The following is a 25,356-nucleotide window of genomic DNA, read 5'->3' on the forward strand; positions in this document are numbered from 1 at the left end:
ATCTCCTTAGACTATGTCGAACATTTGGCCCTACAGAACCTGAGAATGTCGGCAACGAAACCCAAACTTCGCTCCCAAGAGTGGTTCGGCACCACGGATAAAAACGGCTTCATGTATCGAAGCTGGATGAAAAACCAGGGTATTCCCGATCACGAATTCGATGGCCGTCCGATCATCGGCATCTGCAATACCTGGTCGGAACTCACGCCCTGCAACGCGCACTTCCGCAAGCTCGCGGAACACGTCAAGCGCGGCATCTATGAGGCGGGCGGCTTCCCGGTCGAGTTCCCGGTGTTCTCGAACGGCGAATCGAACCTGCGTCCCTCGGCGATGCTCACGCGCAATCTCGCCTCGATGGACGTCGAGGAAGCGATCCGCGGCAATCCGATCGACGCCGTCGTGCTGCTGTGCGGCTGCGACAAGACCACGCCCGCGCTGCTGATGGGCGCGGCGAGCGTGGACGTGCCCGCCATCGTCGTGACCGGCGGCCCGATGCTCAACGGCAAGCTCGAAGGCAAGGACATCGGTTCGGGCACGGCTGTCTGGCGTCTGCACGAATCGCTCAAGGCGGGCGAGATCGACCTGCATCATTTCCTCTCGGCCGAAGCGGGCATGTCGCGCTCGGCGGGCACCTGCAACACCATGGGCACGGCTTCGACGATGGCCTGCATGGCCGAGTCGCTCGGCGTCTCGCTGCCGCACAACGCCGCGATTCCGGCCGTGGACGCGCGCCGCTACGTGCTCGCGCACATGTCGGGCATCCGCATCGTGCAGATGGCGCTCGAAGACCTGAAGCTCTCGAAGGTGCTGACGCGCGAAGCGTTCGAAAACGCGATCCGCACCAACGCGGCGATCGGCGGTTCGACCAACGCGGTGATCCACCTGAAGGCGATCGCGGGCCGCATCGGCGTGCCGCTCGAACTGGAAGACTGGCAGCGCGTCGGCCGCGACACGCCGACCATCGTCGACCTGCAACCGTCGGGCCGCTTCCTGATGGAAGAGTTCTACTACGCGGGCGGTCTGCCGGCGGTGCTGCGCCGTCTGGGCGAAGCGAACCTGCTGCCGCACCCGAACGCGCTCACCGTGAACGGCAAGTCCATCTGGGACAACGTGCGCGAAGCGCCGAACTACAACGACGAAGTGATCCGCCAGATCGACAATCCGCTGATCGCGGACGGCGGCATCTGCATCCTGCGCGGCAATCTCGCGCCGCGCGGCGCGGTGCTGAAGCCGTCGGCGGCGACGCCCGAACTGCTCAAGCATCGCGGCCGCGCCGTGGTGTTCGAGAATTTCGATCACTACAAGGCGACCATCGCCGACGAATCGCTCGACGTCGACAAGGACTCGATCCTCGTCATGAAGAACTGCGGCCCGAAGGGTTATCCGGGCATGGCCGAAGTCGGCAACATGGGCCTGCCGCCCAAGCTGCTGCGCCAGGGCGTGAAGGACATGGTGCGCATCTCGGACGCGCGCATGAGCGGCACGGCTTACGGCACCGTGGTGCTGCACGTCGCGCCGGAAGCGGCGGCGGGCGGCCCGCTCGCGGCGGTGCGCAACGGCGACTGGATCGAGCTGGACTGCGAGAACGGCCGTCTGCATCTGGATATCAGCGACGAGGAACTGCAACGCCGCCTGAGCGACGTCGATCCGGCCGCCGCGCCGGGCGTCGCCGAGCAGCTGGGCAAGGGCGGCTATGCGCGCCTCTATGTCGATCACGTGCTGCAAGCCGACGAAGGCTGCGACCTCGACTTCCTCGTGGGCAAGCGCGGTTCGGCCGTGCCGCGCCACTCGCACTGACGCGCAAGGACGACCATCATGACGACGACTCTCACCGGCGACCTGCTGATCGGCGCGCTCGCGAAGCGCGGCGAAGGCGCGGCGTTCCAGGCGATCGACGCCGCGAGCAACACGCCCATCGCGCAACCGGTTTTCCACGGCGCGCTGCCAGCCGATGTCGAACGAGCCTGCGATCTCGCGGACGCCGCGTTCGACACCTACCGCACGCTGCCCGCTGAACAACGCGCGCAATTCCTCGACGATTGCGCGGCGCGCATCGAAGCGCTCGGCGAGCCGCTGATCGAACGCGCGATGGCCGAAAGCGGCCTGCCGCGCGCGCGCCTCGAAGGCGAACGCGCGCGCACCGCGAATCAATTGCGCATGTTCGCCACGCTCGTGCGCAGCGGCGACGCGCTCGACGTGCGCATCGAACCGGCGCTGCCCGAACGTCAGCCGCCGCGTACCGATCTGCGTTTCTGGCGCATCGGCGTGGGCCCGGTCGCGGTGTTCGGCGCGAGCAATTTCCCGCTGGCGTTTTCGGTGGCGGGCGGCGATACGGCGTCGGCGCTGGCCGCGGGCTGTCCCGTGGTCGTGAAGGCGCATCCGGCGCATCCGGGCACCTCGGAACTCGTCGGCCGTGCGATTCAGCAAGCGGTCGCGGCGGCGGGCCTGCCCGAAGGCGTGTTCTCGCTGCTGTTCGACGCGGGCCATGAAGTCGGCAGCGCGCTCGTGCAGCATCCGGCGATTCGCGCGGTCGGTTTCACCGGTTCGCGCGCGGGCGGTCTTGCGCTCGTGAAGCTGGCGGCCGCACGTAGCGAGCCGATTCCCGTCTACGCCGAAATGAGCAGCGTGAATCCGAATCTGCTGCTGCCGGGCGCGCTCGCCGCGCGCGGCGAGACGCTGGCGCGCGACTACGCGGCATCGACGACGCTCGGCTGCGGCCAGTTCTGCACCAATCCGGGCCTGATGCTCGGCCTCGCGGGCGCGGACTTCGAGGCCTTCGCCACGAACGCCGCGCGCGAATTCAGCGCGGCGGCGGCGGGCGTGATGCTCACGCCGGGCATCCTGCGCGCGTATGAGCACGGCATCGGCCGTCTGGTCGAGCATCCGAAGGTCACGACGCTCGCACGCGGCGCGGCGGCGCCTGGCCGTGCGCAGGCAGCGCTGCTGCGCGTGAGCGCGAGCGATCTGCTGGCGGACGCCTCGCTCGGCGAAGAAGTGTTCGGTCCGAGCAGCGTGCTGGTCGAATGCGCGGACGAAGCCGAACTGCGCGCCGTGCTGCGCCATATCGAAGGCCAGTTGACGATCACGCTGCACGCGGACGCCGCCGACGGCGATCTCGTGCGCGCGCTCCTGCCGCTCATCGAGCGCAAGGCGGGCCGTCTGCTGGCGAACGGCTTCCCGACCGGCGTCGAGGTCTGCGATGCGATCGTCCACGGCGGTCCGTTCCCGTCGACCTCGGATGGCCGCAGCACGTCGGTGGGCACGGCGGCGATCGAGCGTTTCCTGCGCCCGGTCTGCTACCAGAATCTCGCCGATGGCTGGCTGCCCGACGCGTTGCGCGACGCGAATCCGCTGCAGGTGAAGCGGCGTTTCGCGGGCAAGCCCGAGCGCACCTGACACGCGCCAGAAGCGCATCGCCGCAAAAAAGAATCAAGGAGACAGGATGACGAATTCGCAGGCGCTGAAAGCCAGCAAGACCGGGTCGCGTAACACCGGAGCGCACGCGAGTGGCGCGAGCGAGGAAGAAAAGCACATCGTCGCCCATATCGCGCGCCGCCTCGTGCCCTTTCTCGCGCTCATCTACGTGGTCGCGTATGTCGACCGCACCGTGGTGGGTTTCGCCAAGCTGCACATGAACGCGGCCATCGGCCTGAGCGATGCCGCCTACGGCATGGGCGCGGGCCTGTTCTTCGTCGGCTACTTCCTCTGCGAAGTGCCGAGCAATCTCGCGCTGTCGCGCTTCGGCGCGCGCGTGTGGTTCGCGCGCATTCTCTTCACGTGGGGCGCGATTACGATGGCGATGGCCTTCGTCAGCGGTCCGAAGAGTTTTTATGCGCTGCGTTTCCTGCTCGGCGCCGCCGAAGCCGGGCTCTATCCCGGCATTCTGTATTTCCTCACGCACTGGTTCCCGATGCGCCATCGCGCGCGCGTGATCGGCCTCCTGGTGCTCGCGCAGCCGATCGCGGGCATCGTCACCGGTCCGCTTGCAGGCGTGCTGCTCGAAACGCACGGCTTTTTCGGCCTGTCGAACTGGCAGACGCTGTTCGTCGTGAGCGGCCTGCCCGCCGTGCTGCTGTGCATCCCGACGCTGCGTCTGCTGCCCGAAACGCCCGCGCACGCGCGCTGGCTCGACGACCACGAACGCACCTGGATCGAACGCGCGCTGGCCGCCGACCGCCGCAGCTATTCGCTCGATCCGCACCGCAATCCGTTCGCGGCGCTGAAGGACCGCCGCGTGCTGCTGCTCGCGCTGCTGTTCCTGCCGTTTCCGCTGAGCATCTACGGTTTGTCGCTGTGGCTGCCGACCATCATCAAGGCGTTCGGCGTGACCGATTCGACGGCGGGCCTGCTGTCGGCGGTGCCGTATCTGTTCGCGGTCGCGGGCCTGCTGATCGTGCCGCGTCATTCGGACAAGCACCGCGAGCGTTACGGCCACATCGTCGTGGTCTCGGCGTTCGCCGCGCTGACGATGGCCGCGAGCGCGTGGTTCCGCACGCCGGCGCTGCAACTGTTTTTCATCTGCCTGACCGCGTTCTCGATCTACTCGATCCAGGCCGTGGTGTGGGCGCTGCCCGGCGAGTTTCTGACCGGCGCGAGCGCGGCCGTGGGGATCGCGATGATCAACTCGCTCGCGAATCTCGGCGGCTATCTCGGCCCCTATGGCATCGGCATCATTAAAGACGCGACGGGCAGTCTTGCCGCCGGTCTGTATTTTCTCGCGGCGACGTTGCTGTTCGCGGTGCTCATGGCCTTCGTGGTGCGCGCCGCGCTGCGTCCGCAGCCGCGCGCCGAAGGCACGCTCGCGAGCGAGTCCTGAGCGTCTCCGGCAGATAGACACAGCAAGCGTGCGCGCGCCGCACACCGCAATTTTCGAAGCAGGACAGACAACATGACTACGAGCCGTACGCCCCGTTACACGGGCATTTTCCCCGTCGTGCCGACCACCTTCACCGAAACCGGCGAACTGGATCTGGCGAGCCAGAAGCGCGCCGTCGATTTCATGATCGACGCGGGCTCGGACGGCCTGTGCATTCTGGCGAACTTCTCCGAGCAGTTCTCGGTCACCGACGACGAACGCGAGCTGGTCACGCGCACCGTGCTCGAACACGTGGCGGGCCGCGTGCCCGTGATCGTCACGACCACGCATTACGGCACGATCGCCTGCGCGGCGCGCAGCAAGCGCGCGCAGGAACTGGGCGCGGCGATGGTGATGGTGATGCCGCCGTATCACGGCGCGACCTTCCGCGTGCCCGAACAGCAGATCTACGAGTTCTACGCGCGCGTCTCGGACGCCATCGACATTCCGATCATGATCCAGGACGCGCCCGCGAGCGGCACGGTGCTGTCCGCGCCGTTCCTCGCACGCATGGCGCGCGAGATCGAGCAGGTCTCGTACTTCAAGATCGAAACGCCGGGCGCGGCCAACAAGCTGCGCGAAGTGATCCGCCTCGGCGGCGATGCGATCGAAGGTCCGTGGGACGGCGAGGAAGGCATCACGCTGCTGGCCGACCTGCATGCGGGCGCGACCGGCGCGATGACGGGCGGCGGTTTCCCCGACGGCATCCGTCCGATCATCGTGGCGCACCGCGAAGGCCGTCTCGACGACGCCTTCTCGCTCTATCAGAAGTGGCTGCCGCTGATCAATCACGAAAACCGCCAGGCGGGCCTGCTCGCGTGCAAGGCGCTGATGAAGGAAGGCGGCGTGATCGACTGCGAACTGCCGCGCCATCCGCTGCCCGCGATGCATCCCGAGACGCGCAAGGAACTCGTCGATATCGCGCGCCGCCTCGATCCGCTGGTGCTGCGCTGGGGCAAGTAAGGCATTGATTCGCTTTCCGAATTAAATGCGCGAAATAAACGCGCGAGATAAATACGCGAGATACACAAAGGTTGGGAGATCGGTATGAATGCGTCGTACAAGCTGGGCATCGTCGGCGTGGGCAAGATCGCGCGCGATCAGCATCTGCCCGCCATCGCGGGTAACGCGGGCTTCGAGCTGGTCGCCGCCGCGAGCCGCAACGCGCAAGTGGACGGCGTGCGCAATTACGCCGATATCGGCGCGCTGCTGACCGCCGAGCGCGACCTCGACGCCGTGTCGCTGTGCGCGCCGCCGCAGGTGCGCTACGAGCAGGCGCGCGCCGCGCTCGAAGCGGGCAAGCACGTGATGCTCGAAAAGCCGCCGGGCGCGAGCGTGAGCGAAGTGGAAGCGCTGCGCGAACTCGCGAAGCAGCACAAGCGCACGCTGTTCGCCACGTGGCATTCGCGCTGCGCGAGCGCCGTCGAGCCGGCGCGCGCGTGGCTGGCCGAACGCACGATCCGCGCCGTGCATGTGCGCTGGAAGGAAGACGTGCGCCGCTGGCATCCGGGTCAGCAATGGATCTGGGAACCGGGCGGCCTCGGCGTGTTCGATCCGGGCATCAACGCGCTCTCGATCGTCACGCGCATTCTGCCGCGCGAAGTGCTGCTGCGCAGCGCGTCGCTGCATGTGCCGTCCGACTGCTCGACGCCGATCGCCGCCGAACTCGACTGCATCGACACCGACGGCGTGCCGGTGCGCGCCGAATTCGACTGGCGCCACGGCCCGGTCGAGCAATGGGAAATCGACGTGGAGACCACCGAGGGCCTGCTCTCGATCTCCGAAGGCGGCAAGCGCCTCGCGATTGCGGGCGAGCCGGTCGAGCTGGGCGCCGAACGGGAATATTCGGCGCTCTATGAACGTTTTCACTGGTTGATCGCGCACGGCACCGACGACGTGGACGTGCGCCCGCTGCGCCTCGTGGCCGACGCTTTCCTGCTCGGCCGCCATATCGAAGTCGAGGCCTTCGGCCACTGAAACATCGCCGCACCCGACATAGCCACATAAACCGCTTCACCACACGCAATAGCGCTATCAGAGGAGACATCAGCATGACCAGCAACATCCGCCGCTTCACCCTTCGCGCCGTGCTCGCGGCCCTGTGCGTCGCGCCGCTCGGCATGAACATGGCGGCGCACGCCGACTCGCCCACCAAGATCGGCTTCCTCGTGAAGATGCCCGAGCAGGCGTGGTTCATCAACGAGCAGAAGGCCGCCACGGCGCTCGGCCAGAAAGAGAACTTCTCGGTCGTCAACATCGGCACGCCGGACGGCGAGAAGGTGCTGGCCGCGATCGACAACCTCGGTGCGCAAGGCGCACAGGGCTTCGTGATCTGCGCGCCCGACGTGCGTCTCGGACCGGCCATCGCGGCCCGCGCGAAGCGCTACAACATGAAGTTCGTGACGGTGGACGATCAGCTGGTCGACTCGTCGGGCAAGCCGCTCGGCAACGTGCCGCACCTCGGCATGTCGGCGTTCAAGATCGGCAATCAGGTCGGCACCGCCATCGCCGACGAAATGAAGAAGCGCGGCTGGAAGCCGGAAGAAGTGGGCGCGCTGCGCATCACCGACTACGAACTGCCGACCGCCAAGCTGCGCACCGACGGCGCCACGGCCTCGCTGATCGCAGGCGGTTTCAAGAAGGAAAACATCTTCGACGCGCCGCAAAAGACCACCGACGACGAAGGCGGCTTCAACGCGGCTTCGCCGGTGCTGGCCCAGCATCCGAACATCAAGAAGTGGGTGATCTTCGCGCTCAACGAAGAAAGCGTGCTGGGCGCCGTGCGTGCGACCGAGCAGCTGCATCTGCCGGCTTCGGACGTGATCGGCGTGGGCATCAACGGCGCGGGCGAAGCATTCGCCGAGTTCCAGAAGAAGGCGCCGACGGGCTTCTACGGCACGATCGCCGTCAGCTCGACGAACCACGGCAAGGACAGCGCGCAGAACCTCGTCGACTGGATCCGCAACGGCAAGCAACCGGCCGCCGACACGCAGACCACCGGCAAGCTGATGACGCGCGACAACTGGACGGCTGTGCGCAGCGAACTGGGTATCTAAGGAATCCGTAGCAATACGGAGGCGACGGCAAGGGCAGGGATGCAATGACTGAAACCATGACACATGCAGATGCCGCGAACGCGGCCGGTACGCGCCAGGCGGGGAATCAACAGGGGAAGCGCGCGTATCTGGAGCTCGACGGCATCACCGTGAGCTTTCCGGGCGTGAAGGCGCTCGACCGCGTGGCGCTCGACGTGCGCGCGGGCGAGGTGCACGGCCTGATGGGCGAGAACGGCGCGGGCAAGTCCACGCTGCTCAAGGTGCTCTCGGGCGTGAACCAGCCGCAGGCAGGCACGTTGTGCCTGAACGGCGTGGAGCAGCGCTTCACGACCACGCGCGCGGCGCTCGACGCAGGCATCGCGATCATCTATCAGGAATTGCATCTCGTGCCCGAGCTGACCGTGGCCGACAACCTGATGCTCGGGCAACTGCCCAACCGCTTCGGCGTGCTCGACGAGCAGACGCTCGTCAAGCGCGCGATGGAGGAATTGCAGCGTCTCGGCGAGCGCATCGATCCGCGCACGCCGGTGAAGAATCTCTCCATTGGCCAGCGCCAGATGATCGAAATCGGCAAGGCGTTGATGCGCGACGCGCGCGTGATCGCCTTCGACGAGCCGACGAGTTCGCTCTCGGCGCGCGAAACCGAAAACCTCTTTCGCATCATCAACGCGCTGCGCGCCGACGGCCGCGCGATCATCTACGTCACGCACCGCATGGACGAAGTCTATGAGCTGTGCGACCGCGTGACGGTGTTCCGCGACGGCAAGCGTATCGAGACTTTCGATTCGGTCGCCGACCTCGATCGCAATCGCCTGATTGCGGCGATGGTGGGCCGCTCGATCGAGGACGTCTACGGCTATCGCTCGCGCGAAGCCGGTCCTGTGCTGATCGAAGCGAAAGGGCTGATGGGGCCGGGCCTCGCCGAGCCCGTGTCGTTTCAGGCGCGGCGCGGCGAGATCGTCGGCTTCTTCGGGCTGGTGGGCGCGGGGCGCTCCGAGCTGATGAAGCTGCTCTACGGCGCCGAGCGTCCCACCGCGGGCCATGTGGAACTCGACGGCAAGCGCGTGAATTTCGCGAGCCCGCGCGACGCGGTGCGGGCGGGCATGGCGCTGTGTCCCGAGGACCGCAAGCAGGAAGGCATCGTGGCGATCGCCTCGGTGGCCGACAACCTGAATATCAGCGCGCGCCGCCATTTCAGTCCGGCGCGTTTCCTGCTCGACGCGAAGCGCGAACGCGCGCTGACCGACGACTACATCAAGAAGCTCGCGATCAAGACGCGCAACGGCGACACCGCCATCGGCACGCTCTCGGGCGGCAACCAGCAGAAGGTGATTCTGTCGCGCTGGCTCGCCGAACGCATCGAAGTGTTCCTGATGGACGAACCCACGCGCGGCATCGACGTGGGCGCGCGCGCCGAGATCTACAACCTGCTGTACGAACTCGCGGAAGCGGGACGCAGCGTGATCATGGTGTCGAGCGACCTGGCCGAAGTGATCGGCGTGGCCGACCGCATCATCGTGATGCGCGAGGGGCGCATCGCGGGCAGCGTCATGAAGGCCGACGCCTCGCCGGACGAACTGATCAAGCTGGCGCTGCCGCGCTGATTGTTTCGCGAATACCCCTTAAAAGAAGTTGTTTTCTGGACGCGCGCCGCAGCAACGCAAGCCGTAGCGCTATCCGCAGCGACACGCGCGTCCGACCCGTAACGATGAACCAGAGATGAGTGAAGCCATGCAGCCACAGGGCACGCCTACCGTCAACGAAGCCGCCGCGCCGATCACGCCGTCGCGTGCGCGCGCGTGGGACATGATCAACAAGTCGGGCATCGTCGTGGTGTTCGTGGTGCTGTTCGCGGTGCTTTCCGCGACCGTCCCCGATTTCCTCACGACCCGCAATATTCAGGGCCTTTTGCTCTCCGTGACGCTGATCGGCTCGATCGCCGTCACCATGATGTTCGTGCTCGCGCTGGGCGAGGTCGATCTTTCCGTGGCGTCGATCGTGGCGTTCTCGGGCGTGGTCGCGTCCACCGTCATCACGCAGTCGCATAGCGTGATCCTCGGCATTGTCGCGGGCGTGCTCGCGGGCGGCGCCGTGGGTCTCGTCAACGGCGTGCTGATCGCGCGCTTCAAGATCAATTCGCTGATCGCCACGCTCGCGATGATGGAAGCCGTGCGCGGCCTCGCCTTCCTGACCTCGAACGGCGACGCCGTGATGATCTCGGAAGAACGCTTCTTCGATCTCGGCGGCGGCTCCTTCCTCGGCATTTCGTTTCCGATCTGGAGCAACATCATCGGCTTCGTGGTGTTCGGCTTTCTGCTGAAGAAAACCGTGTTCGGCAAGAACGTGCTGGCCGTGGGCGGCAATGGCGAGGCCGCGCGTCTCGCGGGCCTGCCGGTCACGCGCATCAAGATCACGGTGTTCGTGCTGCAAGGTCTGGTGACGGGCTTCGCGGGCGTGATGCTCGCGTCGCGCATGAGCCTCGGCGACCCGAAGACGTCGGTCGGCCTCGAACTGGGCGTGATCTCGGCGTGCGTGCTCGGCGGCGTGTCGCTCACGGGCGGCGTGGCGACCATCTCGGGCGTGCTGGTGGGCGTGCTGATCATGGGCGCGGTGCAGGACGCGATGAGCCTCATGAACGTGCCCACGTTCTATCAGTACCTGATTCGCGGCGGCATTCTGTTGCTCGCGGTGCTGTTCGACCAGTTCCGCCGCAGCAAGCGCGCGGTCTGAGCATGATGTACGGCGGCGCACGCGCGACACGGCACTTGAGCACCGCATCGTGCTCAAGCGCGTGTTCAGGTCTCCAGCGCCGCGCCGCCGAGTATGGAATTGGCGTCCTGACGCGCGTTGTCGAGCTGCACCACGCTCGCCTGGCGCGCGGCCAGCGCGTCGCGATGCTCGATGGCCGTGAGGATCGCCTTGTGGCGCGGCAGCGACAGCGCGTGCGTGTTCGGATGCCGGCTCGTGAACTTGATCGACTCGGTGAGCGCGAGCGAGAGCATGTTGCCGATGTAGGCGAGCATGTCGTTGTGCGTCGCGGCCATGATCGCGCGATGGAATTCCAGGTCGGGTTCGAGCAGGTCGGCAGCCGTTTTGGCCTGCTCCATGCGCGCGTAGGCTTTCGAAATGCGCACGCGTTCCTCGTCGGTCGCGGAGATGGCGGCGAGCGCGGCGGCCGCGGGCTCGATGATCTGCCGCACCGTGAGCAGCGCGCGGAAGAAGTCGCCCTCGGGAATGCTGTTGACGGTCCAGAACAGCACGTCGGGGTCGAGCATGTGCCACTCGTCGCGCGGGCGCACGACGCTGCCCACACGCGGCTTCGACACCACGAGACCCTTGGCCACGAGCACGCGTGTGGCTTCGCGCAGCACCGGGCGGCTCACGCCGTAGGTCTCGCACAAGGTGGGTTCGGCCGGCAGACGCTGGCCCGGCAACAGCTTGCCGCCGACGATCTGCATGCCGAGTTCCTGCACGATGCGCCCGTGCTGGCTCTTGCGTTTCTCTAGATTGCGGTAATCCATATTCGTCCTGCCGGATGCCCGGCGAGGGGCTCCGATCAGGCGTCCCCCCGTTGTGAGGGCCGCTACGCGCTGGTGGCGCGCATGGCCCGATATTCCCGCCGCACGATGTCCATGAGCTCCGCCACCGAAGTGAGCGCGCTCTTTTGTTCGTAAGTTACACGGCCACGCTGCATCAACATCACGCGATCCGCGATATCGAGGGTCTGCGCATAGTTGTGCATGATCATGATAATGGATAGCCCGCCTTTTTCCTTCAGACGAAGGATCAGGTCGATGATGAGCCCCGCCTCGCGCGCGCCCATCGCGGCGAGCGGCTCGTCGAGCAGCAGGATTTTCGCGTTCGAATGCACGGCGCGCGCCACCGCGATCGCCTGGCGCTGACCGCCCGAAAGGCGCTCCACCGGCAGATCCACCGAAGGCACGTGCACGCCGATATCGTCGAGACATTGGGCGGCGCGCTCGCGCATCTGCTTGTGATCGAGCAGTTTGAACGGGCCGCGCCGCACCAGCTCGCGATTCAGGAACATGTTGTGGTAAATGCTCAGCGAATTCGCCAGCGCGAGATCCTGATAAACGCATTCGATGCCGAGCGCGCGCGCGTGATCGACGGAACGCAGCAGCGTTTCCTGGCCGTCGATATACAGCGTGCCGCCCGTCTGCTGATGAAAGCCCGTGAGGATTTTCACGAGCGTCGATTTGCCCGCGCCGTTGTCGCCGAGCACGCCGAGAATTTCGCCCTTGCCGAGCGTGAGCGAGACGCCGTCGAGCGCCGTCACCGCGCCGAAGCGCTTGACGAGCTTGTCGCCGCGCAGCGCGAGCGGCGGCTCCGTCACGGCGGCGTTGCCCGCATTCGGGCCGTTGAAGGCCTGCGATTCGTCCATCAGCGTGCTCCCCGGCGGCGGATGCGGCCCACGTGGATGTTGAAGATCATCGCGGCGAGGATCGCGGCGCCCAGGATGATGTTGAACGTGAACGCGTTGATGCCGATGAGCGTGAAGCCGTCGTTCAGAATGCCCAGCACCGCCGCGCCGATCAGCCCGCCGACGATGGTGCCCGAGCCGCCCGTGAGCGGCGTGCCGCCGATCACCGCCGCGGCCACGGCGAGGAACATGATCTGGTTGCCGCCCGCCTGCGGATCGATCGACGTGATGCGAAAGCCTTCGAGAATGCCCGTGAAGCCCGCGAGCACGGCGGCCAGCACGAAGTTGCCGAGGCGCAGCCGGTTCACCTGAATGCCGGCCTCGCTCGCGCCGACCGGATTCGCGCCCGCCGCCTGCGTATGCAGGCCCCAGCGCGTATGCCGCAACAGCACGTGCATGACGAAGGCGAGCGCGATCGTCCAGAGGATTTCGCTGTAGCCCCACGCGCCCATGAATCCCGCGAATTCCGGCGAGCCCGGCGTGGCAGCCGGCGTGCCGCGCGACAAGGTCAGCGTGATGCCGTTGATGAGGAACAGCGTGCCGAGCGTGGTGACGAAAGAGGGCAGACGCAGCCACACTGTCACCGCGCCGTTCACGAAGCCGATCACGGCGGCGGCCACGAGCCCGGCGATCACGGCGAGCCACATGGGCGCGCCCGCGTCGTTCGCGAACACCATCATGAACGGCGCGAACGCGAACACCATGCCCGCCGAGAGATCGATGTCGCCGCCGATCATCAGCATGATTTCGCCGAACGCGATGATCGCCACCGGCGCGATGAACTGCGAGAGGTTGACGAGGCTGGCGTTGGTCAGCAGGAAGTCGTGGTTCGCGAATTCGAAATAGGCGGCCAGCAGCAAGGCCACGAGCAGGATGCGCAACTCGGGCGCCCAGTGCGATGCGAACGAAACCCCCGCGCGCCGGGGCGCGCGGGAGGTTTCCAGCTTGCGAGGTTCGTTCACCGTATCCATCACGACTTGATTGCGCCGCTCATCGGCACGATTTGCGGCTTGGTGGTTTTGCCTTCATAACGCGTCGAGGTGTTCAGGTACGGCTCGACAGTCGACTTCGTCACGAACTTCAGGCCCGTGTTGATGTTGGCCGGTCCGACGAGGCCGCCCGAGGCGAGGAACACGAACGCCTCCATCACGGTATAGAAGCCTTGCACGTAGGGCTGCTGGTCGATGGTGAAGTCGAGGAAGCCTTCGTGAATGAGCTGGATCGTGGTGGGCAGCAGATCGAAGCCGCCGCCATGCACGCCCTTCGCGGGCAGATTCGATTCCTTCATGACCTGCGCGACGCCCTGCGTGCTGCCCGCATCGACGGAGAACATGCCCTTGAGATCCTGGTGGCCCAGATAGAAGGACTTGATCTTCGAAAGTTCTTCGTTGACGGTCGCGCCCGTGGCCACGGTCTGAATGTCGATCTTCTTGCCCGACTTCTTGATGGCGTCGCTCGCGCCGTCGAGACGCGGCTGAATGTTGAGCTGCCCCGGCGTGGCGATGAAGAGGGCGACCATGCCGCTGTCGATCAGACTGACGATGCGCTCGCCCATCTGATACCCCGACAGATACAGATCCTGGCCGATATAGGCGAGACGCGGATTGGTCTTGCCGCGCGGCGCGTCGGCGTTATAGGCGAACACCGGAATGCCCGCGTCGAGCGCGGCCTGAATCGGCTTGTCGAAGGCGCTCGGATCGACGATCGGCACGGCGATGGCGTCGGCCTTCGCGGCAATCGCCGAGTTCACGGCGCGCACCATTTCGCCCGCGTCGGACGTGGCCGAGCCGGTCCACTGATAGTCCATGCCGAGCAATGAACAGGCGTCCTGAATACCGTACTGCGTGGGCACGAAGAACGGATTCGTCGTGACGTGGTTCACGAACACGATCTTCCATTTCTTGTGCGCGGGGAACGCCGCTTCCGCCGCCTGCGCCGACGAGATCAGCCCGCCTGCGCCGCCGCCAATGCCACCCACAGCACCGAGCAGCGAGAGCGCCGCGCCCAGCCCCGCGCCTTGCATGAGGCCGCGCCGCGCGCTGCTGAAAGCGCCGCCTTGCTCGTTACCGTTGTTGTCGTCTTGTTTGCCGCTGTGCTCGTCATCCCGTTGCTGCGCCATGTCTTCCTCCGGCTCTCTTCTTCGTGGTCGATGTGGTCGACTGTGCGTCGACGCGCGTGCGTGCAGATGCTGGACGGCACCGGAAACTCGCGGACGGACGGCTTTCGGGCGCAAGCGCCGTGAAAGCGCCGAAAGGATCGTGAGCAGGACAGCGGCGCGTGTCGCGTTCGGACATGTTCGGCAACATGCGTTGCGCGCCGTGCGGTACCGCAAAAAATCTTAGTGCAGCGGTGTTGCGCCTCCTAATCCATGTATACCCCTAACTAGTCCGACTATTAAAATCGGCGCGCGTTGGGAGGCGTGGTCGAGCGTGCGGACGATGCGAGTCTGTGATGAAAAAACGCGATGACGAAAACGCGAAGACTTAAACCCTACGCGCGACGCGGCGGCGGCGCGGCGGCCAGCTTCGCCTGATCGAGCGGCGCGGCCGGTTGCGTGCGCGCGTTGCGCGTGCGCGGCGCGCTGCGTCCGCCGCCCGTCGACTTGCGGCGCGCCGCGTGACGTTCGGTGGCGCGCTGCATCAGGCAGAACGCGCAGAGCAGGGCGCCGATCACGATGCGCGTCCACCACGAACTGAGCGTGCCGTCGAAGGTGATGAGCGTCTGGATCGTGCCGAGAATGCCGACGCCGAACACCGAGCCGATCACGTAGCCCACGCCGCCCGTGAGCAGCGTGCCGCCGATCACCGTGGCAGCGATGGCGTCGAGTTCCATGCCCTGCGCCTGCAAGCCGTAGCCCGAGAGCACGTAAAGCGTGAACACCACGCCGCCGAGCGCCGAGCAGAAACCGGAGAGCGCATACACGCCGATCTTGGTGCGCGCGACCGGCAGGCCCATCAGCAGCGCCGAGCGTTCGTTGCCGCCGATTGCGTAGACGTTGCGGCCGAAGCGCGTGAAATGCGCGATCAGGATCGCCGCGGCCAGCATCGCGAGCGCCGTGAGCGAGCCCGTGGTGAGCGAGCCGCCGCCGACCGGAATATTGAATTCGGAGAGCGCGTGAAAGCCCGGGTCGTTGATCTGGATGGATTCGGTCGTGATCAGGAAGCACGCGCCGCGCGCGAGGAACATGCCCGCGAGCGTGATGATGAACGGTTGCAAACGGAAGAAGTGAATCAGCGCGCCCATCGCCGCGCCGTAGAGCGCGCCGCACAACAGCACGAGCGGCACGACCACGTAGACGGGCCAGTGCAGTTTCTCGGTGCCGACGGCGCACAGAATCGTGGTGAGCGCGACCACCGACCCGACCGAAAGATCGATGCCGCCCGAGATGATCACAAACGTCATGCCGATCGCGACGATCAGCAGGAACGCGTTATCGACGAGGAGTCCGAACAACACCTGCAACGAGAAGAAACCGGTGTACATCACCGAGCCGAAACCGAACAGCGCGGCGAACAGCACCACGGTCACGACGATCGGCAGCACGCGCGGATCGACGAAACGCGCGACGCCGCGCCTGAAGGCGGAGAGCGGGTTCGAATCGGTGGCTTGCGGTGGGCGGTTCATGCTTGACATCCCCGAGATGGTCCTTGTTTGGCGTGTGGCGTCATGGCGCGGCGATCAGGCGTTCGAGGCGCGCGCGCGGCGGCTCATGGCGAGGCGCTTGAGCTGCAGCGCCGCGAAACCGCGCGCGGCCGGCGACTGGATCACGCAGACGCACAGCACGACGATGGCCTTGACGACGAGCGTCGCTTCGGGCGGCACGCCGATCGAATAGGTGGTGTAGGTGAGCGTTTGAATGATGAGCGCGCCCAACACCGTGCCCGCGAGGCTGAAGCGCCCGCCCGAGAGCGAGGTGCCGCCGAGCGTCACGGCCAGAATCGCGTCGAGTTCGAGCAGCAGGCCCGCGTTGTTGCCGTCGGCGCTGCGCACGTTCGAGCTGATCAGAATGCCTGCGATGGACGCGGTCAAACCGCAAAACGCATACGCGCCGAACACCACCGCCTGCGACGACAAACCGGCGAGCCGCGCGGCCACCGGATTCACGCCGATCGAGCGGATAAAGAGCCCGAGCGCCGTGCGGTTGACGATCAGCACGGTCAGCAGCGTCACGGCGATGGCGATCCACACGGCGCAGGGCACCAGCGCGAAATAGCCGCCGCCCGCGTAGAGATAGCCCTTCGCGCCGATCGGGATGATCTGCCCGCCCGTGAGCAGCTGCGCGACGCCGCGCCCGGCCACCATCAGGATCAGCGTGGCGATGATCGGCTGCATGCCGACGAAGGCCACCAGCAGGCCGTTCCACATGCCCGCGGCGAGGCCCACGAGCAGCGCCGCGCCGAAGGCCACGCCCACGCGCGACGGATCGGCGGCGAGCACCGTGGCGGCCGCCGCGCCCGCGATGGCGACCACCGCGCCCACGGAAATATCGATGCCGCGCGTGGCGATCACGAGCGTCATGCCGAGCGAGACCACCACGAGCGGCGCGGCGCGCATGAGGATGTCGATCGGCGCGCCGAACAGATGGCCGCCGAGCAGCGTGATGGAGAGGAAGTTCCCGCGGTGGGCCACGTCCACGGCGAACAGCGCGATCAGCGTGAGCGCGGGCCACACGAGCGGATGCTTGAGCAGCAGCGAGAGCCACGCGGGCAGGGCGCCGCGTTTGGGCGGATCGATGGGCGGCAGAGTCATCGGCGATCTCCGGCGATGAGGTCGTAGACCTCGTGTTCCGAGCGCTTCGCGCCCGCGAGTTCCGCCACCTTGCGGCGGTCGCGCAGCACGGCGATGCGGTCGCTCACGCGCACCACCTCGCTGATCTCCGACGAAATGAACAAGATCCCCAGCCCTTTCGCGCAGAGCGCGCGCACACGGTCCATGATTTCAAACTTCGCGGCCACGTCGATGCCGCGCGTGGGTTCGTCGAGAATCAGCAGGCGCGGCTTGGTCGCGAGCCAGCGCGCGAGCAGCACCTTCTGTTGATTGCCGCCCGAGAGCAGGCCGATGGGCTGTTCGGCGTCGCGCGCCTTGATGCCCAGTTGCTCGATGTATTCGTTGGCGATTTCGCGCTGGCGCGCGCGGCTGATCATGCGCCACCAGCCGCGCTGCGCCTGGAGCGCGAGCACGATGTTTTCGCGGATCGACAGATCGGCGACGATGCCTTCCTTCTTGCGGTCCTCGGGGCAATAGGCCATGCCGTGACGCACCGCGTCGCGCGGCGAGGACAGCTTCACGGTCTTGCCGTCGATGCGCACGTCGCCCGCGTCCGCGCGGTCGGCGCCGAACAGCAGACGCGCGGTTTCCGTGCGCCCCGACCCGAGCAGCCCGGCGAGACCGAGAATCTGCCCCGGCTGCACTTCGAGATCGAGCGGATTGAGCACGCCGCGCCGCGCCACGCCTTGCGCGGCGAGATAGGGTGCTTGCGTCTGCGCGGTCTCGGCCTGCGTCTCGGCGCGCGGCGGCTCGGGATGCACGAGCCGTTCGCCCGCATCCTTCAGGCCCACCATCTTCGCGACGAGCGTCTGCACCGGCAGATCGGCGGCCAGATATTCGCCCTCGCGCTCGCCGTTGCGCATCACGGTGATGCGGTCCGAGATCGCGTAGGTCTGCTCCAGAAAATGCGTGACGAACAGAATCGCGATGCCCGACGCCTTGAGCTTGCGCAGCACGTCGAACAGACGCGTGACTTCGCCTTCGTCGAGGCTCGAAGTCGGTTCGTCGAGAATCAGAATGCGCGCGTCGACCGACACCGCGCGCGCGATCGCCACCATTTGCTGCATCGCGATCGGATAGGTGTCGAGCGACTGCGTGACGTCGAGCGAAAGATTGAGTTCGGCGAGCGCCTCGGCGGCGCGCCGGTGAATCGTTTTCCAGTCGATCAGGCCGCGCTTGCGCGGCTGACGCCCGGCGAAAATATTCTCGGCGACCGAGAGATTCGGGCAGAGATTGACTTCCTGATAGAGCGTCTGGATGCCCGCCGCCTCGGCTTCCTGCGGCGTGGCGAAACGCACGGCGTGGCCTGCGAGACGGATCTCGCCGGCTTCGGGTTCGTGCACGCCGGTGAGCACGTTGATCAGCGTGGATTTACCCGCGCCGTTCTGGCCCATCAGCGTGTGAATCTCGCCGGGGAACAGACGAAAATCGACCCGGTCGAGCGCACGCACGCCGGGGAAGGTTCGCGACAAACCGAGGGTTTCGAGTAGGGGCGGGGCGCTCATGGGCTCAATCGGAATGATCCGAAGTGCTAATCAAATTCGTCGGATGCTGAAAACGGGCGGCGAACCGAATAATGCGTCGAACAATGCGTTAAACAGGCGCCGAAAAAATCCTGGCGCGCATCACGCCATGCACGTGACGCGCGCCGGGCGCGTAACTTCCGCGCTCAATGATCGCTTGCTACCTGGTACAGCCTGCTGCGCTTCAAACCTGCTTCAACCCTGCTTCAAAGCGTTTGCGATTTCAGTACTTGCGCGACGGGAGAACCTGCGCGGCGACGTCCATCGGGAACACCGTTTCGTTCGTGACGATGCGCTTGGGCAGCTGCTTGCCCGCCACGACATCCTTCACTGCCGTCATCAGTTGCGGCCCGAGCAGCGGGCTGCATTCCACGTCGACGTTCATCTTGCCGGCGATCATCGCCTCGAAGCCGCCCTTGGTCGCGTCGAACGAGACCACGCTCACGTCCTTGCCCGGCTTCATGCCCGCTTCCTCCATGGCCTGGATGGCGCCGAGCGCCATGTCGTCGTTATGCGCGTAGACCACGTTGATCTTGTTGCCATACGTCTTGGCGAAGGCTTCCATGACCTGCTTGCCGCCCGCGAGCGTGAAGTCGCCGCTTTGCGACGCGATGATCTTGAACTTCGGATCGTTCTTGATCACTTCGATCAGACCGGCGTGACGGTCGTTGGCGGGCGCGGAACCCACCGTGCCTTGCAACTCGACGATATTGATCGGGCCGGGATTGCTCTTGTAATGATCTTCGAGCCATTTGCCCGCGCGGCGGCCTTCTTCGAGGAAGTCCGAGCCGATCATCGTCACGTAGAGCGACTGGTCTTTCACGTCGATATTGCGGTCGGTGAGGATGACCGGAATCTTGGCGCGCTTGGCTTCCTGGAGCACCGGCTCCCAGCCCGATTCGACCACCGGCGAGAATGCGATCACATCGACTTTCTGCGCGATATACGAGCGGATCGCCTTGATCTGGTTTTCCTGCTTTTGCTGGGCGTCCGAGAACTTGAGGTTGATGCCGGCGTCCTTGGCGGCCGCCTTCACTGATACCGTGTTGGCTGTACGCCAGGCGCTTTCGGCGCCGACCTGCGCGAAACCGAGCGTAATCTGTTTATCTTCGGCGTGGGCGACGCCCGCAGCCATCGAGAAAGCCGCCGCTGCTGCGACGAGCCCGCTCACCATGCGTGTAGCGAATTTCATGCGTGTCTCCGATGTGTAGCTCTGTAGTTTTTTAATTCATGGCGCTACACCCGCGTCCATCACGGCCGGACAGTGTCACGAGTATGTTCGCGCCATCCCACGCCGCCGGTTGGAGACCGGCAGCCGTTCGCCTGCAATTTGAATAGCCAAACTATATGCGACGCCATTTGCGGTTTTTATTAGCGTTTTCCCGATCCTCCCGAGTTATATAGTCATGCTATTTATGGGACTTTCTCACTAAGTGGGTCACGCCATGAACACTCGCAAGACGCGCCTGCGCTCGGCCGCGTGGTTCGGCACCACGGACAAGAACGGCTTCATGTATCGAAGCTGGATGAAGAACCAAGGAATACCGGATCACGAGTTCGCGGGCAAGCCGATTATCGGCATTTGCAATACGTGGTCGGAGCTTACGCCCTGTAATGCGCATTTTCGAAAACTCGCGGAACACGTGAAGCGCGGCGTGTATGAAGCGGGCGGATTTCCCGTCGAATTTCCCGTGTTTTCGAATGGCGAATCGAATTTGCGGCCCACGGCGATGTTCACGCGCAATCTCGCGTCGATGGATGTCGAAGAAGCGATACGCGGCAATCCCGTCGATGCGGTCGTGCTGCTGGTGGGCTGCGATAAAACCACGCCCGCGCTGCTGATGGGCGCGGCGAGTTGCGATGTGCCCGCCATCGTCGTGACGGGCGGGCCGATGCTCAACGGCAAGCATCAAGGGCGCGACATCGGCTCGGGCACGGTGGTGTGGCAATTGAGCGAGCAGGTGAAGGCGGGCAAGATTTCGCTGCACGATTTCATGTCGGCGGAAGCGAACATGTCGCGTTCGGCGGGCACCTGCAACACGATGGGCACCGCGTCGACGATGGCCTGCATGGCCGAAGCGCTCGGCGTGTCGCTGCCGCATAACGCGGCGATTCCGGCCGTGGACGCGCGGCGCTACGTGCTCGCACAGATGTCAGGAATCCGAATCGTCGAAATGGTGTTCGAGGACTTGCGGCTCTCGAAGCTGCTCACGCGCGCGGCGTTCGAGAATGCGATTCGCACGAACGCGGCGATTGGCGGCTCGACCAATGCGGCGATTCATTTGAAAGCGATCGCGGGGCGCATCGGCGTGCCGCTCGAACTCGACGACTGGACCCGCATCGGGCGCGGCACGCCGACCATCGTCGATCTGCAGCCGTCGGGCCGCTTCCTGATGGAAGAGTTTTATTACGCGGGCGGCTTGCCTGCGGTGCTGAGACGTCTGGGCGAAGCGAAGCTGCTGCCGCATCCGGACGCGCTCACGGCCAACGGCAAGACGCTGTGGGAGAACGTGCGCGACGCGCCCAATTTCAACGACGAAGTGATCCGCCCGATCGGCGAGCCGCTCGTGCACGACGGCGGCCTGTGCGTGCTGCGCGGCAATCTCGCGCCGAACGGCGCGGTGCTCAAGCCGTCGGCCGCGACGGCGAAGCTGCTCAAACATCGCGGCCGCGCGGTGGTGTTCGAGAACTTCGACGACTACAAGGCGCGCATCGCCGACCCCGATCTCGACGTGACCGCCGACTCGGTGCTCGTGATGAAGAACTGCGGACCGAAGGGGTATCCGGGCATGGCCGAAGTCGGCAACATGGGCTTGCCGCCGAAGCTGCTCGCGCAGGGCGTGACCGACATGGTGCGCGTCTCGGACGCGCGCATGAGCGGCACGGCTTACGGCACGGTGGTGCTGCACGTCGCGCCGGAAGCGCGCGCGGGCGGGCCGCTGGCGATCGTGCAGAACGGCGACTGGATCGAACTCGATTGCGAGCGCGGCACGCTGCGCATCGATATTACGGATGCCGAAATAAACGCGCGGCTCGAAGCGTGGCGCGCGGCGCAACAGCCCTTGCCCGCCGACGGCAGCGGTTATCGCAAGCTTTACGTCGAGCACGTGCTGCAAGCCGACGAAGGCTGCGATTTCGACTTTCTGGTGGGTTGCCGGGGCGCGGACGTGCCCCGGCATTCGCATTGAGCGCGCGTTGAGCGCGCATTTAGCGACGCTGCGCGCGGCGCATGACGCGCCGCGCGCAGCGAGCTTCAATCCGGCGGATTAAAGCTGCTGGATGCCCGGAATCGCGACGTCGGGGTTGACGTCGGCGGCGTAATCCACGCCTTCGATACCGAAGCCGAACAGACGCAGGAACTCGGCCTTGTAGCCGGCGAAATCGGTGATCTCGTAGAGATTTTCCGCGCTCACCTGGTCCCAGGCGGCTTTCACCTGCGCCTGGATTTCGGGCGCGAGTTCCTTGTAGTCGGCGCGCAGACGGCCTTCGTCGTCGAGCACGGGCGCGGCGTTGTAGAGCGAGTCCTTGTACAGACCGTAGACCTGCTCGATGCAGCCTTCGTGCGAGCCGTTTGCCTTCATCGCGCGGAACAGCAGCGAGAGATAGAGCGGCATGATGGGAATCGCCGAGCTGGCCTGCGTGACCACGGCCTTGAGCACGCTCACGCGCGCGTCGCCGCCGCCATGCGCCGCGAGCTTCTCGCGCATGCCCAGCACCTTCTGGTCGAGATCCTTCTTGGCCGCGCCGATCGAACCGTTCCAGTAGATGTCGTGCGTGATTTCCGCGCCGAGGTACGTGAACGCCGTGGTCTTCGCGCCCGGGGCGAGCACGCCCGCGTCGAGCAGCGCGTCGATCCACATCTGCCAGTCCTCGCCGCCCATCACGGCCACGGTGCCGTCGATTTCCGCCTGCGTGGCGGCTTCGAGCACGGTTTCCTTGACGACTTCCTTGTCGGTGTCGATGCCGCGCATCTGCAGCGTCTTGCCGACCGGCTTGAGCGTCGAAGCGTGCACCGCGCCCGTGACCGGGTGCGTGCGGCGCGGCGCAGCGAGGCTGTAGACGACGAGATCGACCTGGCCGAGATCGCGCTTGATCGTTTCGATCGTGACGTCCTTCACGGCGGTGGAAAACGCGTCGCCGTTGATCGACGTGGCGTACAGGCCCTGTTGCGCGGCGGCCTGCTCGAAGGCGGCGGTGTTGTACCAGCCGGCCGTGGCGGGGCGCGTTTCGCTGCCGGCGCGCTCGAAGCAGACGCCGAGCGTGGCCGCGCCGCTGCCGAACGCCGCCGAGATGCGCGCGGCGAGGCCGTAGCCCGTCGACGCGCCGATCACGAGCACGCGCTTCGGGCCGTTGGCGATGGCGCCGTTCGCTTTGACATATTCGATTTGCTGGGCCACGTTGGCTGCGCAACCGGCGGGATGTGCCGTCACGCAAATAAAGCCGCGAACGCGTGGTTCGATAATCATCAGACTTCTCCGTCTATCTCAGGTACTTGCAGGGACGGGGCGCATTGTACGCGAGCCAGCGCCGTGCGGCGCGCGCGAGGGGTGTTTTGGGGCGCGCCGGGGCTTTCCGGCGCTTTCGCGGGCTTTCCGGTGCTTGCGCGCCGGGGCCGCGCGAAAGCGTGTCAGGGCGTGCAAAAGCGTGCCGGAACCGGCTGAAACATGCCGGAAAGCGGTCTCGCGCGTCAGTGTCCCGCCGCCAGCGCCGCAACCGGCGCGCCCAGACAGCCCAGACCGGCCAGCGACGCCTCCACGGCCGCGTCCAGCGGCGTGTGCGGCTCGCGGCCGAGCGTGCGCACGAGGCGCGCGTTGTCGAGTTCGAGCGCCTCGCGCCAAAGATAGCGCATTTCCAGCAGCTCGCGCAGCGTCGTCGAAAACAGCGCGCCGACCCCGACCAGCGGCCACGCGAACGGCTTGCGGCGCGCCGCGAGGCCGTGCCGCTGCGCGACGCGGCAGAGCGCGGCGGCCATCTGCGTGCCGTCGGCGTCCCAGTGGCCTTTCATGTGAAAGCGGGCGAACGGCGCGAGTTCGGCGCGTTTTTCGATCAGTTCGATCATCGTGCGCGCCACGTCGGGCACGTAAGCCCACGTGTGGCCGACGCCCGGCCGCCCCGGCTCGCGCACCGTGCTCACGGGCCGTCCGGGCTGCACGAAGCCCTGCGCGAGCCAGCTATTGCCGACGCGCGGACCGAAAAAATCGCCCGCCCGCACGATGATCGCGCGCGCGCCGTGCGCCGTGGCGGCCTCGATGCGCCGCTCCAGCTCCACGCGGATCGCGCCCTTGCGGGTGCGCGGCTGCTGCGGCGCGTCCTCGCCGACGAGCGGCAGCGTCTCCGGCCCGAAGTTGTAGACCGTGCCGGGCAGCACGACCGTGGCGCGCCCGGCCTGGGCGGCGGCGAGCGTGTTGTCGATCATCGGCAGCACGACTTCGGCCCAGCGCTTGTAGCCGGGCGGATTCACCGCGTGGACGATCACCGCGCAGCCGCGCGCCGCGCGCAGGACGGCCTCGCGGTCGAGCGCGTCGCCTTGCAGCCATTCGATGCCGCCCTCGTGGCGGGTGCCGTTCTTGCCGTGCGTACTGCTCGTGCCGCCGAGGCTGCGCTTGAGCGCGCGCACGTGCCAGCCCGCGTCGCGCAGCTGCCGCGCGACCTCGCCGCCGATGCCGCCGCTCGCGCCGAGCACCAGTGCGGTGCGTGTCGTGTCAGGAATTGCCGCCATTGCCGTTCTCCGTTGGGGATGCGATGGCTGCATTCTGCGCGGATCGGTGCTCATAAAAAATTGCCGAAGACAGTCGATCGGCTATACATTTATGTATGGCCTCGAATCTGAACTGGGAACTCTACCGGACCTTTCTCGCGGTGCTCACCGAGGGCTCGCTCTCGGGCGCGGCGCGCGCGCTCGGCATCACGCAGCCCACGGCGGGACGGCACGTGGCCGCGCTCGAAGAAGCGTTCGGCCAGCCGCTGTTCACGCGCTCGCCCACGGGCTTTTTGCCGACCGAAGCGGCGCGCGCGTTGCGCGGCCACGCCGAAGCGATGCGCTCCACAGCGGCCGCGCTCGAACGCGCGGCGGCCGGGCAGGGCGACGGCATGCGCGGCGTGGTGCGCGTCTCGGCGAGTGAAGTGGTGAGCGTCGAGGTGCTGCCGCCCGTGCTCGCGCAATTGCGGCGTGCGCATCCGGAGCTGGTGGTGGAACTGGCCGCGACCAACCGCGTGCAGGACCTGTTGCAGCGCGAAGCCGATATCGCCGTGCGCATGACGCAGCCGCAGCAGGAGATGCTGATCGCGCGGCGTATCGGCGAAACGGAAGTGGGGCTGCACGCGCGCGCCGATTATCTCGACGCCAACGGCACGCCGCGCACGCTCGCCGATCTCCCGCAGTTCGCGCTGATCGGCTATGACACGGTCACGCCCTTCGTGCGCGAGGCCACGCGCAAGTGGCCGTTCTGGAAGCGCGAGGCGTTCGCGCTGCGCAGCGACAGCGACGTGGCGCAGTTCGCGATGATCCGCGCCGGTTGCGGCATTGGCGCGTGCCAGGTCGGTCTCGCGCGGCGCGACGCCTCGCTCGTGCGCGTGCTGCCGCGCGCGTTCGCGCTGCGCCTGCCCGTCTGGATCACGATGCACGAGGACCTGCGCGGCAATCGACGCTGCAAGGCAGTGTTCGACGCACTCGCGAGCGGGCTGGAGGCGTATCTCGCGAGCGCGCGTGCGTGA

20 protein-coding genes are annotated in these 25,356 nt (G+C 66.3%); 10 read left to right on the forward strand and 10 right to left on the reverse strand.

The window, feature by feature from the left end:
• Window positions 1–45: 45 nt before the first annotated feature.
• From U4Y88_RS00530 to araH, 8 genes are all read left to right on the forward strand, one after another.
• On the forward strand, window positions 46–1,797 hold the full coding sequence (locus U4Y88_RS00530; RefSeq protein WP_310632342.1) for an IlvD/Edd family dehydratase: 1,752 nt from the start codon (window positions 46–48) through the stop codon (window positions 1,795–1,797).
• Between the two features lie 18 nt (window positions 1,798–1,815).
• Window positions 1,816–3,396: an aldehyde dehydrogenase (NADP(+)) gene (locus U4Y88_RS00535; protein WP_321781565.1), complete on the forward strand. Its 1,581-nt coding sequence runs from the start codon at window positions 1,816–1,818 to the stop codon at window positions 3,394–3,396.
• Window positions 3,397–3,442: 46 nt separating this feature from the next.
• Window positions 3,443–4,816, forward strand: a complete 1,374-nt coding sequence (locus U4Y88_RS00540) for an MFS transporter (protein WP_310632340.1) — start codon at window positions 3,443–3,445, stop codon at window positions 4,814–4,816.
• A 72-nt stretch (window positions 4,817–4,888) separates the two neighbouring features.
• On the forward strand, window positions 4,889–5,818 hold the full coding sequence (locus U4Y88_RS00545; protein WP_321781566.1) for a dihydrodipicolinate synthase family protein: 930 nt from the start codon (window positions 4,889–4,891) through the stop codon (window positions 5,816–5,818).
• 84 nt (window positions 5,819–5,902) lie between these two features.
• On the forward strand, window positions 5,903–6,832 hold the full coding sequence (locus U4Y88_RS00550; protein ID WP_321781567.1) for a Gfo/Idh/MocA family oxidoreductase: 930 nt from the start codon (window positions 5,903–5,905) through the stop codon (window positions 6,830–6,832).
• A gap of 74 nt (window positions 6,833–6,906) precedes the next feature.
• The gene (locus U4Y88_RS00555) at window positions 6,907–7,911 is read left to right on the forward strand and encodes an arabinose ABC transporter substrate-binding protein (protein ID WP_224011763.1); all 1,005 of its coding nucleotides are present in this window, start codon (window positions 6,907–6,909) and stop codon (window positions 7,909–7,911) included.
• A gap of 44 nt (window positions 7,912–7,955) precedes the next feature.
• On the forward strand, window positions 7,956–9,515 hold the full coding sequence (gene araG / locus U4Y88_RS00560; RefSeq protein ID WP_224011764.1) for an L-arabinose ABC transporter ATP-binding protein AraG: 1,560 nt from the start codon (window positions 7,956–7,958) through the stop codon (window positions 9,513–9,515).
• Between the two features lie 115 nt (window positions 9,516–9,630).
• Window positions 9,631–10,641 carry an L-arabinose ABC transporter permease AraH gene (gene araH / locus U4Y88_RS00565; RefSeq protein WP_065064750.1) on the forward strand — a complete coding sequence of 337 codons (1,011 nt, stop codon included), beginning with the start codon at window positions 9,631–9,633 and terminating at the stop codon, window positions 10,639–10,641.
• 65 nt (window positions 10,642–10,706) lie between these two features.
• Here the strand turns inward: araH and U4Y88_RS00570 are convergent, their stop codons facing one another.
• The 8 genes from U4Y88_RS00570 to U4Y88_RS00605 form a co-directional block, all read right to left on the reverse strand.
• On the reverse strand, window positions 10,707–11,432 hold the full coding sequence (locus U4Y88_RS00570; RefSeq protein ID WP_224011766.1) for a FadR/GntR family transcriptional regulator: 726 nt from the start codon (window positions 11,430–11,432) through the stop codon (window positions 10,707–10,709).
• Between the two features lie 62 nt (window positions 11,433–11,494).
• Window positions 11,495–12,313 (reverse strand): ATP-binding cassette domain-containing protein, encoded by an 819-nt coding sequence (locus U4Y88_RS00575; RefSeq protein ID WP_224011767.1) that lies wholly within the window; start codon window positions 12,311–12,313, stop codon window positions 11,495–11,497.
• Complete coding sequence (locus tag U4Y88_RS00580; RefSeq protein ID WP_224011768.1) at window positions 12,313–13,323, reverse strand: ABC transporter permease; 1,011 nt, start codon at window positions 13,321–13,323, stop codon at window positions 12,313–12,315. Before U4Y88_RS00580 ends, U4Y88_RS00575 begins: the two co-directional genes overlap by 1 nt.
• The gene (locus tag U4Y88_RS00585) at window positions 13,323–14,471 is read right to left on the reverse strand and encodes a sugar ABC transporter substrate-binding protein (protein WP_321781568.1); all 1,149 of its coding nucleotides are present in this window, start codon (window positions 14,469–14,471) and stop codon (window positions 13,323–13,325) included. Before U4Y88_RS00585 ends, U4Y88_RS00580 begins: the two co-directional genes overlap by 1 nt.
• Before the next feature lie 371 nt (window positions 14,472–14,842).
• Window positions 14,843–15,976, reverse strand: a complete 1,134-nt coding sequence (gene yjfF, locus U4Y88_RS00590) for a galactofuranose ABC transporter, permease protein YjfF (protein ID WP_224011770.1) — start codon at window positions 15,974–15,976, stop codon at window positions 14,843–14,845.
• Window positions 15,977–16,030: 54 nt separating this feature from the next.
• Complete coding sequence (locus tag U4Y88_RS00595) at window positions 16,031–17,101, reverse strand: ABC transporter permease (protein WP_224011771.1); 1,071 nt, start codon at window positions 17,099–17,101, stop codon at window positions 16,031–16,033.
• Window positions 17,098–18,624 (reverse strand): sugar ABC transporter ATP-binding protein, encoded by a 1,527-nt coding sequence (locus U4Y88_RS00600; protein ID WP_321781569.1) that lies wholly within the window; start codon window positions 18,622–18,624, stop codon window positions 17,098–17,100. Before U4Y88_RS00600 ends, U4Y88_RS00595 begins: the two co-directional genes overlap by 4 nt.
• Window positions 18,625–18,865: 241 nt before the next feature.
• The gene (locus U4Y88_RS00605) at window positions 18,866–19,816 is read right to left on the reverse strand and encodes an ABC transporter substrate-binding protein (RefSeq protein WP_405045010.1); all 951 of its coding nucleotides are present in this window, start codon (window positions 19,814–19,816) and stop codon (window positions 18,866–18,868) included.
• Window positions 19,817–20,087: 271 nt separating this feature from the next.
• Here U4Y88_RS00605 and U4Y88_RS00610 point away from each other — a divergent pair, with 271 nt between their 5' ends.
• Window positions 20,088–21,830 (forward strand): IlvD/Edd family dehydratase, encoded by a 1,743-nt coding sequence (locus U4Y88_RS00610; RefSeq protein ID WP_321781570.1) that lies wholly within the window; start codon window positions 20,088–20,090, stop codon window positions 21,828–21,830.
• 78 nt (window positions 21,831–21,908) lie between these two features.
• On the opposite strand, the gene fabV is transcribed toward U4Y88_RS00610, so the two are convergent.
• Together fabV and U4Y88_RS00620 are read right to left on the reverse strand one after the other, a co-directional pair.
• Window positions 21,909–23,108 (reverse strand): enoyl-ACP reductase FabV, encoded by a 1,200-nt coding sequence (gene fabV / locus U4Y88_RS00615; protein ID WP_224011775.1) that lies wholly within the window; start codon window positions 23,106–23,108, stop codon window positions 21,909–21,911.
• 221 nt (window positions 23,109–23,329) lie between these two features.
• Window positions 23,330–24,361 carry an NAD-dependent epimerase/dehydratase family protein gene (locus U4Y88_RS00620; protein ID WP_321781571.1) on the reverse strand — a complete coding sequence of 344 codons (1,032 nt, stop codon included), beginning with the start codon at window positions 24,359–24,361 and terminating at the stop codon, window positions 23,330–23,332.
• Between the two features lie 95 nt (window positions 24,362–24,456).
• On the opposite strand from U4Y88_RS00620, the gene U4Y88_RS00625 reads away from it, so the two are divergent.
• Window positions 24,457–25,356, forward strand: a complete 900-nt coding sequence (locus U4Y88_RS00625) for a LysR family transcriptional regulator (RefSeq protein WP_321781572.1) — start codon at window positions 24,457–24,459, stop codon at window positions 25,354–25,356.

The sequence above is a fragment of the Paraburkholderia sp. J94 genome (genome assembly GCF_905220285.1).
In the GTDB taxonomy this organism is placed as follows: Bacteria; Pseudomonadota; Gammaproteobacteria; order Burkholderiales; family Burkholderiaceae; genus Paraburkholderia; species Paraburkholderia tropica_A.

What these genes read in the sequence shown, in the direction of transcription:
- U4Y88_RS00625 (WP_321781572.1), top strand. Translation starts at nt 24,457, where the DNA reads ATGGCCTCGAATCTGAACTGGGAACTCTACCGGACCTTTCTCGCGGTG.
- araH (WP_065064750.1), top strand. Translation starts at nt 9,631, where the DNA reads ATGAGTGAAGCCATGCAGCCACAGGGCACGCCTACCGTCAACGAAGCC.
- U4Y88_RS00620 (WP_321781571.1), bottom strand. Translation starts at nt 24,361, where the DNA reads ATGGCGGCAATTCCTGACACGACACGCACCGCACTGGTGCTCGGCGCG.
- U4Y88_RS00535 (WP_321781565.1), top strand. Translation starts at nt 1,816, where the DNA reads ATGACGACGACTCTCACCGGCGACCTGCTGATCGGCGCGCTCGCGAAG.
- U4Y88_RS00605 (WP_405045010.1), bottom strand. Translation starts at nt 19,816, where the DNA reads ATGGTGAGCGGGCTCGTCGCAGCAGCGGCGGCTTTCTCGATGGCTGCG.
- U4Y88_RS00555 (WP_224011763.1), top strand. Translation starts at nt 6,907, where the DNA reads ATGACCAGCAACATCCGCCGCTTCACCCTTCGCGCCGTGCTCGCGGCC.
- U4Y88_RS00610 (WP_321781570.1), top strand. Translation starts at nt 20,088, where the DNA reads ATGAACACTCGCAAGACGCGCCTGCGCTCGGCCGCGTGGTTCGGCACC.
- U4Y88_RS00600 (WP_321781569.1), bottom strand. Translation starts at nt 18,624, where the DNA reads ATGAGCGCCCCGCCCCTACTCGAAACCCTCGGTTTGTCGCGAACCTTC.
- yjfF (WP_224011770.1), bottom strand. Translation starts at nt 15,976, where the DNA reads ATGAACCGCCCACCGCAAGCCACCGATTCGAACCCGCTCTCCGCCTTC.
- U4Y88_RS00595 (WP_224011771.1), bottom strand. Translation starts at nt 17,101, where the DNA reads ATGACTCTGCCGCCCATCGATCCGCCCAAACGCGGCGCCCTGCCCGCG.
- U4Y88_RS00545 (WP_321781566.1), top strand. Translation starts at nt 4,889, where the DNA reads ATGACTACGAGCCGTACGCCCCGTTACACGGGCATTTTCCCCGTCGTG.
- U4Y88_RS00540 (WP_310632340.1), top strand. Translation starts at nt 3,443, where the DNA reads ATGACGAATTCGCAGGCGCTGAAAGCCAGCAAGACCGGGTCGCGTAAC.
- fabV (WP_224011775.1), bottom strand. Translation starts at nt 23,108, where the DNA reads ATGATTATCGAACCACGCGTTCGCGGCTTTATTTGCGTGACGGCACAT.
- U4Y88_RS00585 (WP_321781568.1), bottom strand. Translation starts at nt 14,471, where the DNA reads ATGGCGCAGCAACGGGATGACGAGCACAGCGGCAAACAAGACGACAAC.
- U4Y88_RS00580 (WP_224011768.1), bottom strand. Translation starts at nt 13,323, where the DNA reads ATGGATACGGTGAACGAACCTCGCAAGCTGGAAACCTCCCGCGCGCCC.
- U4Y88_RS00570 (WP_224011766.1), bottom strand. Translation starts at nt 11,432, where the DNA reads ATGGATTACCGCAATCTAGAGAAACGCAAGAGCCAGCACGGGCGCATC.
- U4Y88_RS00530 (WP_310632342.1), top strand. Translation starts at nt 46, where the DNA reads ATGTCGGCAACGAAACCCAAACTTCGCTCCCAAGAGTGGTTCGGCACC.
- U4Y88_RS00550 (WP_321781567.1), top strand. Translation starts at nt 5,903, where the DNA reads ATGAATGCGTCGTACAAGCTGGGCATCGTCGGCGTGGGCAAGATCGCG.
- U4Y88_RS00575 (WP_224011767.1), bottom strand. Translation starts at nt 12,313, where the DNA reads ATGGACGAATCGCAGGCCTTCAACGGCCCGAATGCGGGCAACGCCGCC.
- araG (WP_224011764.1), top strand. Translation starts at nt 7,956, where the DNA reads ATGACTGAAACCATGACACATGCAGATGCCGCGAACGCGGCCGGTACG.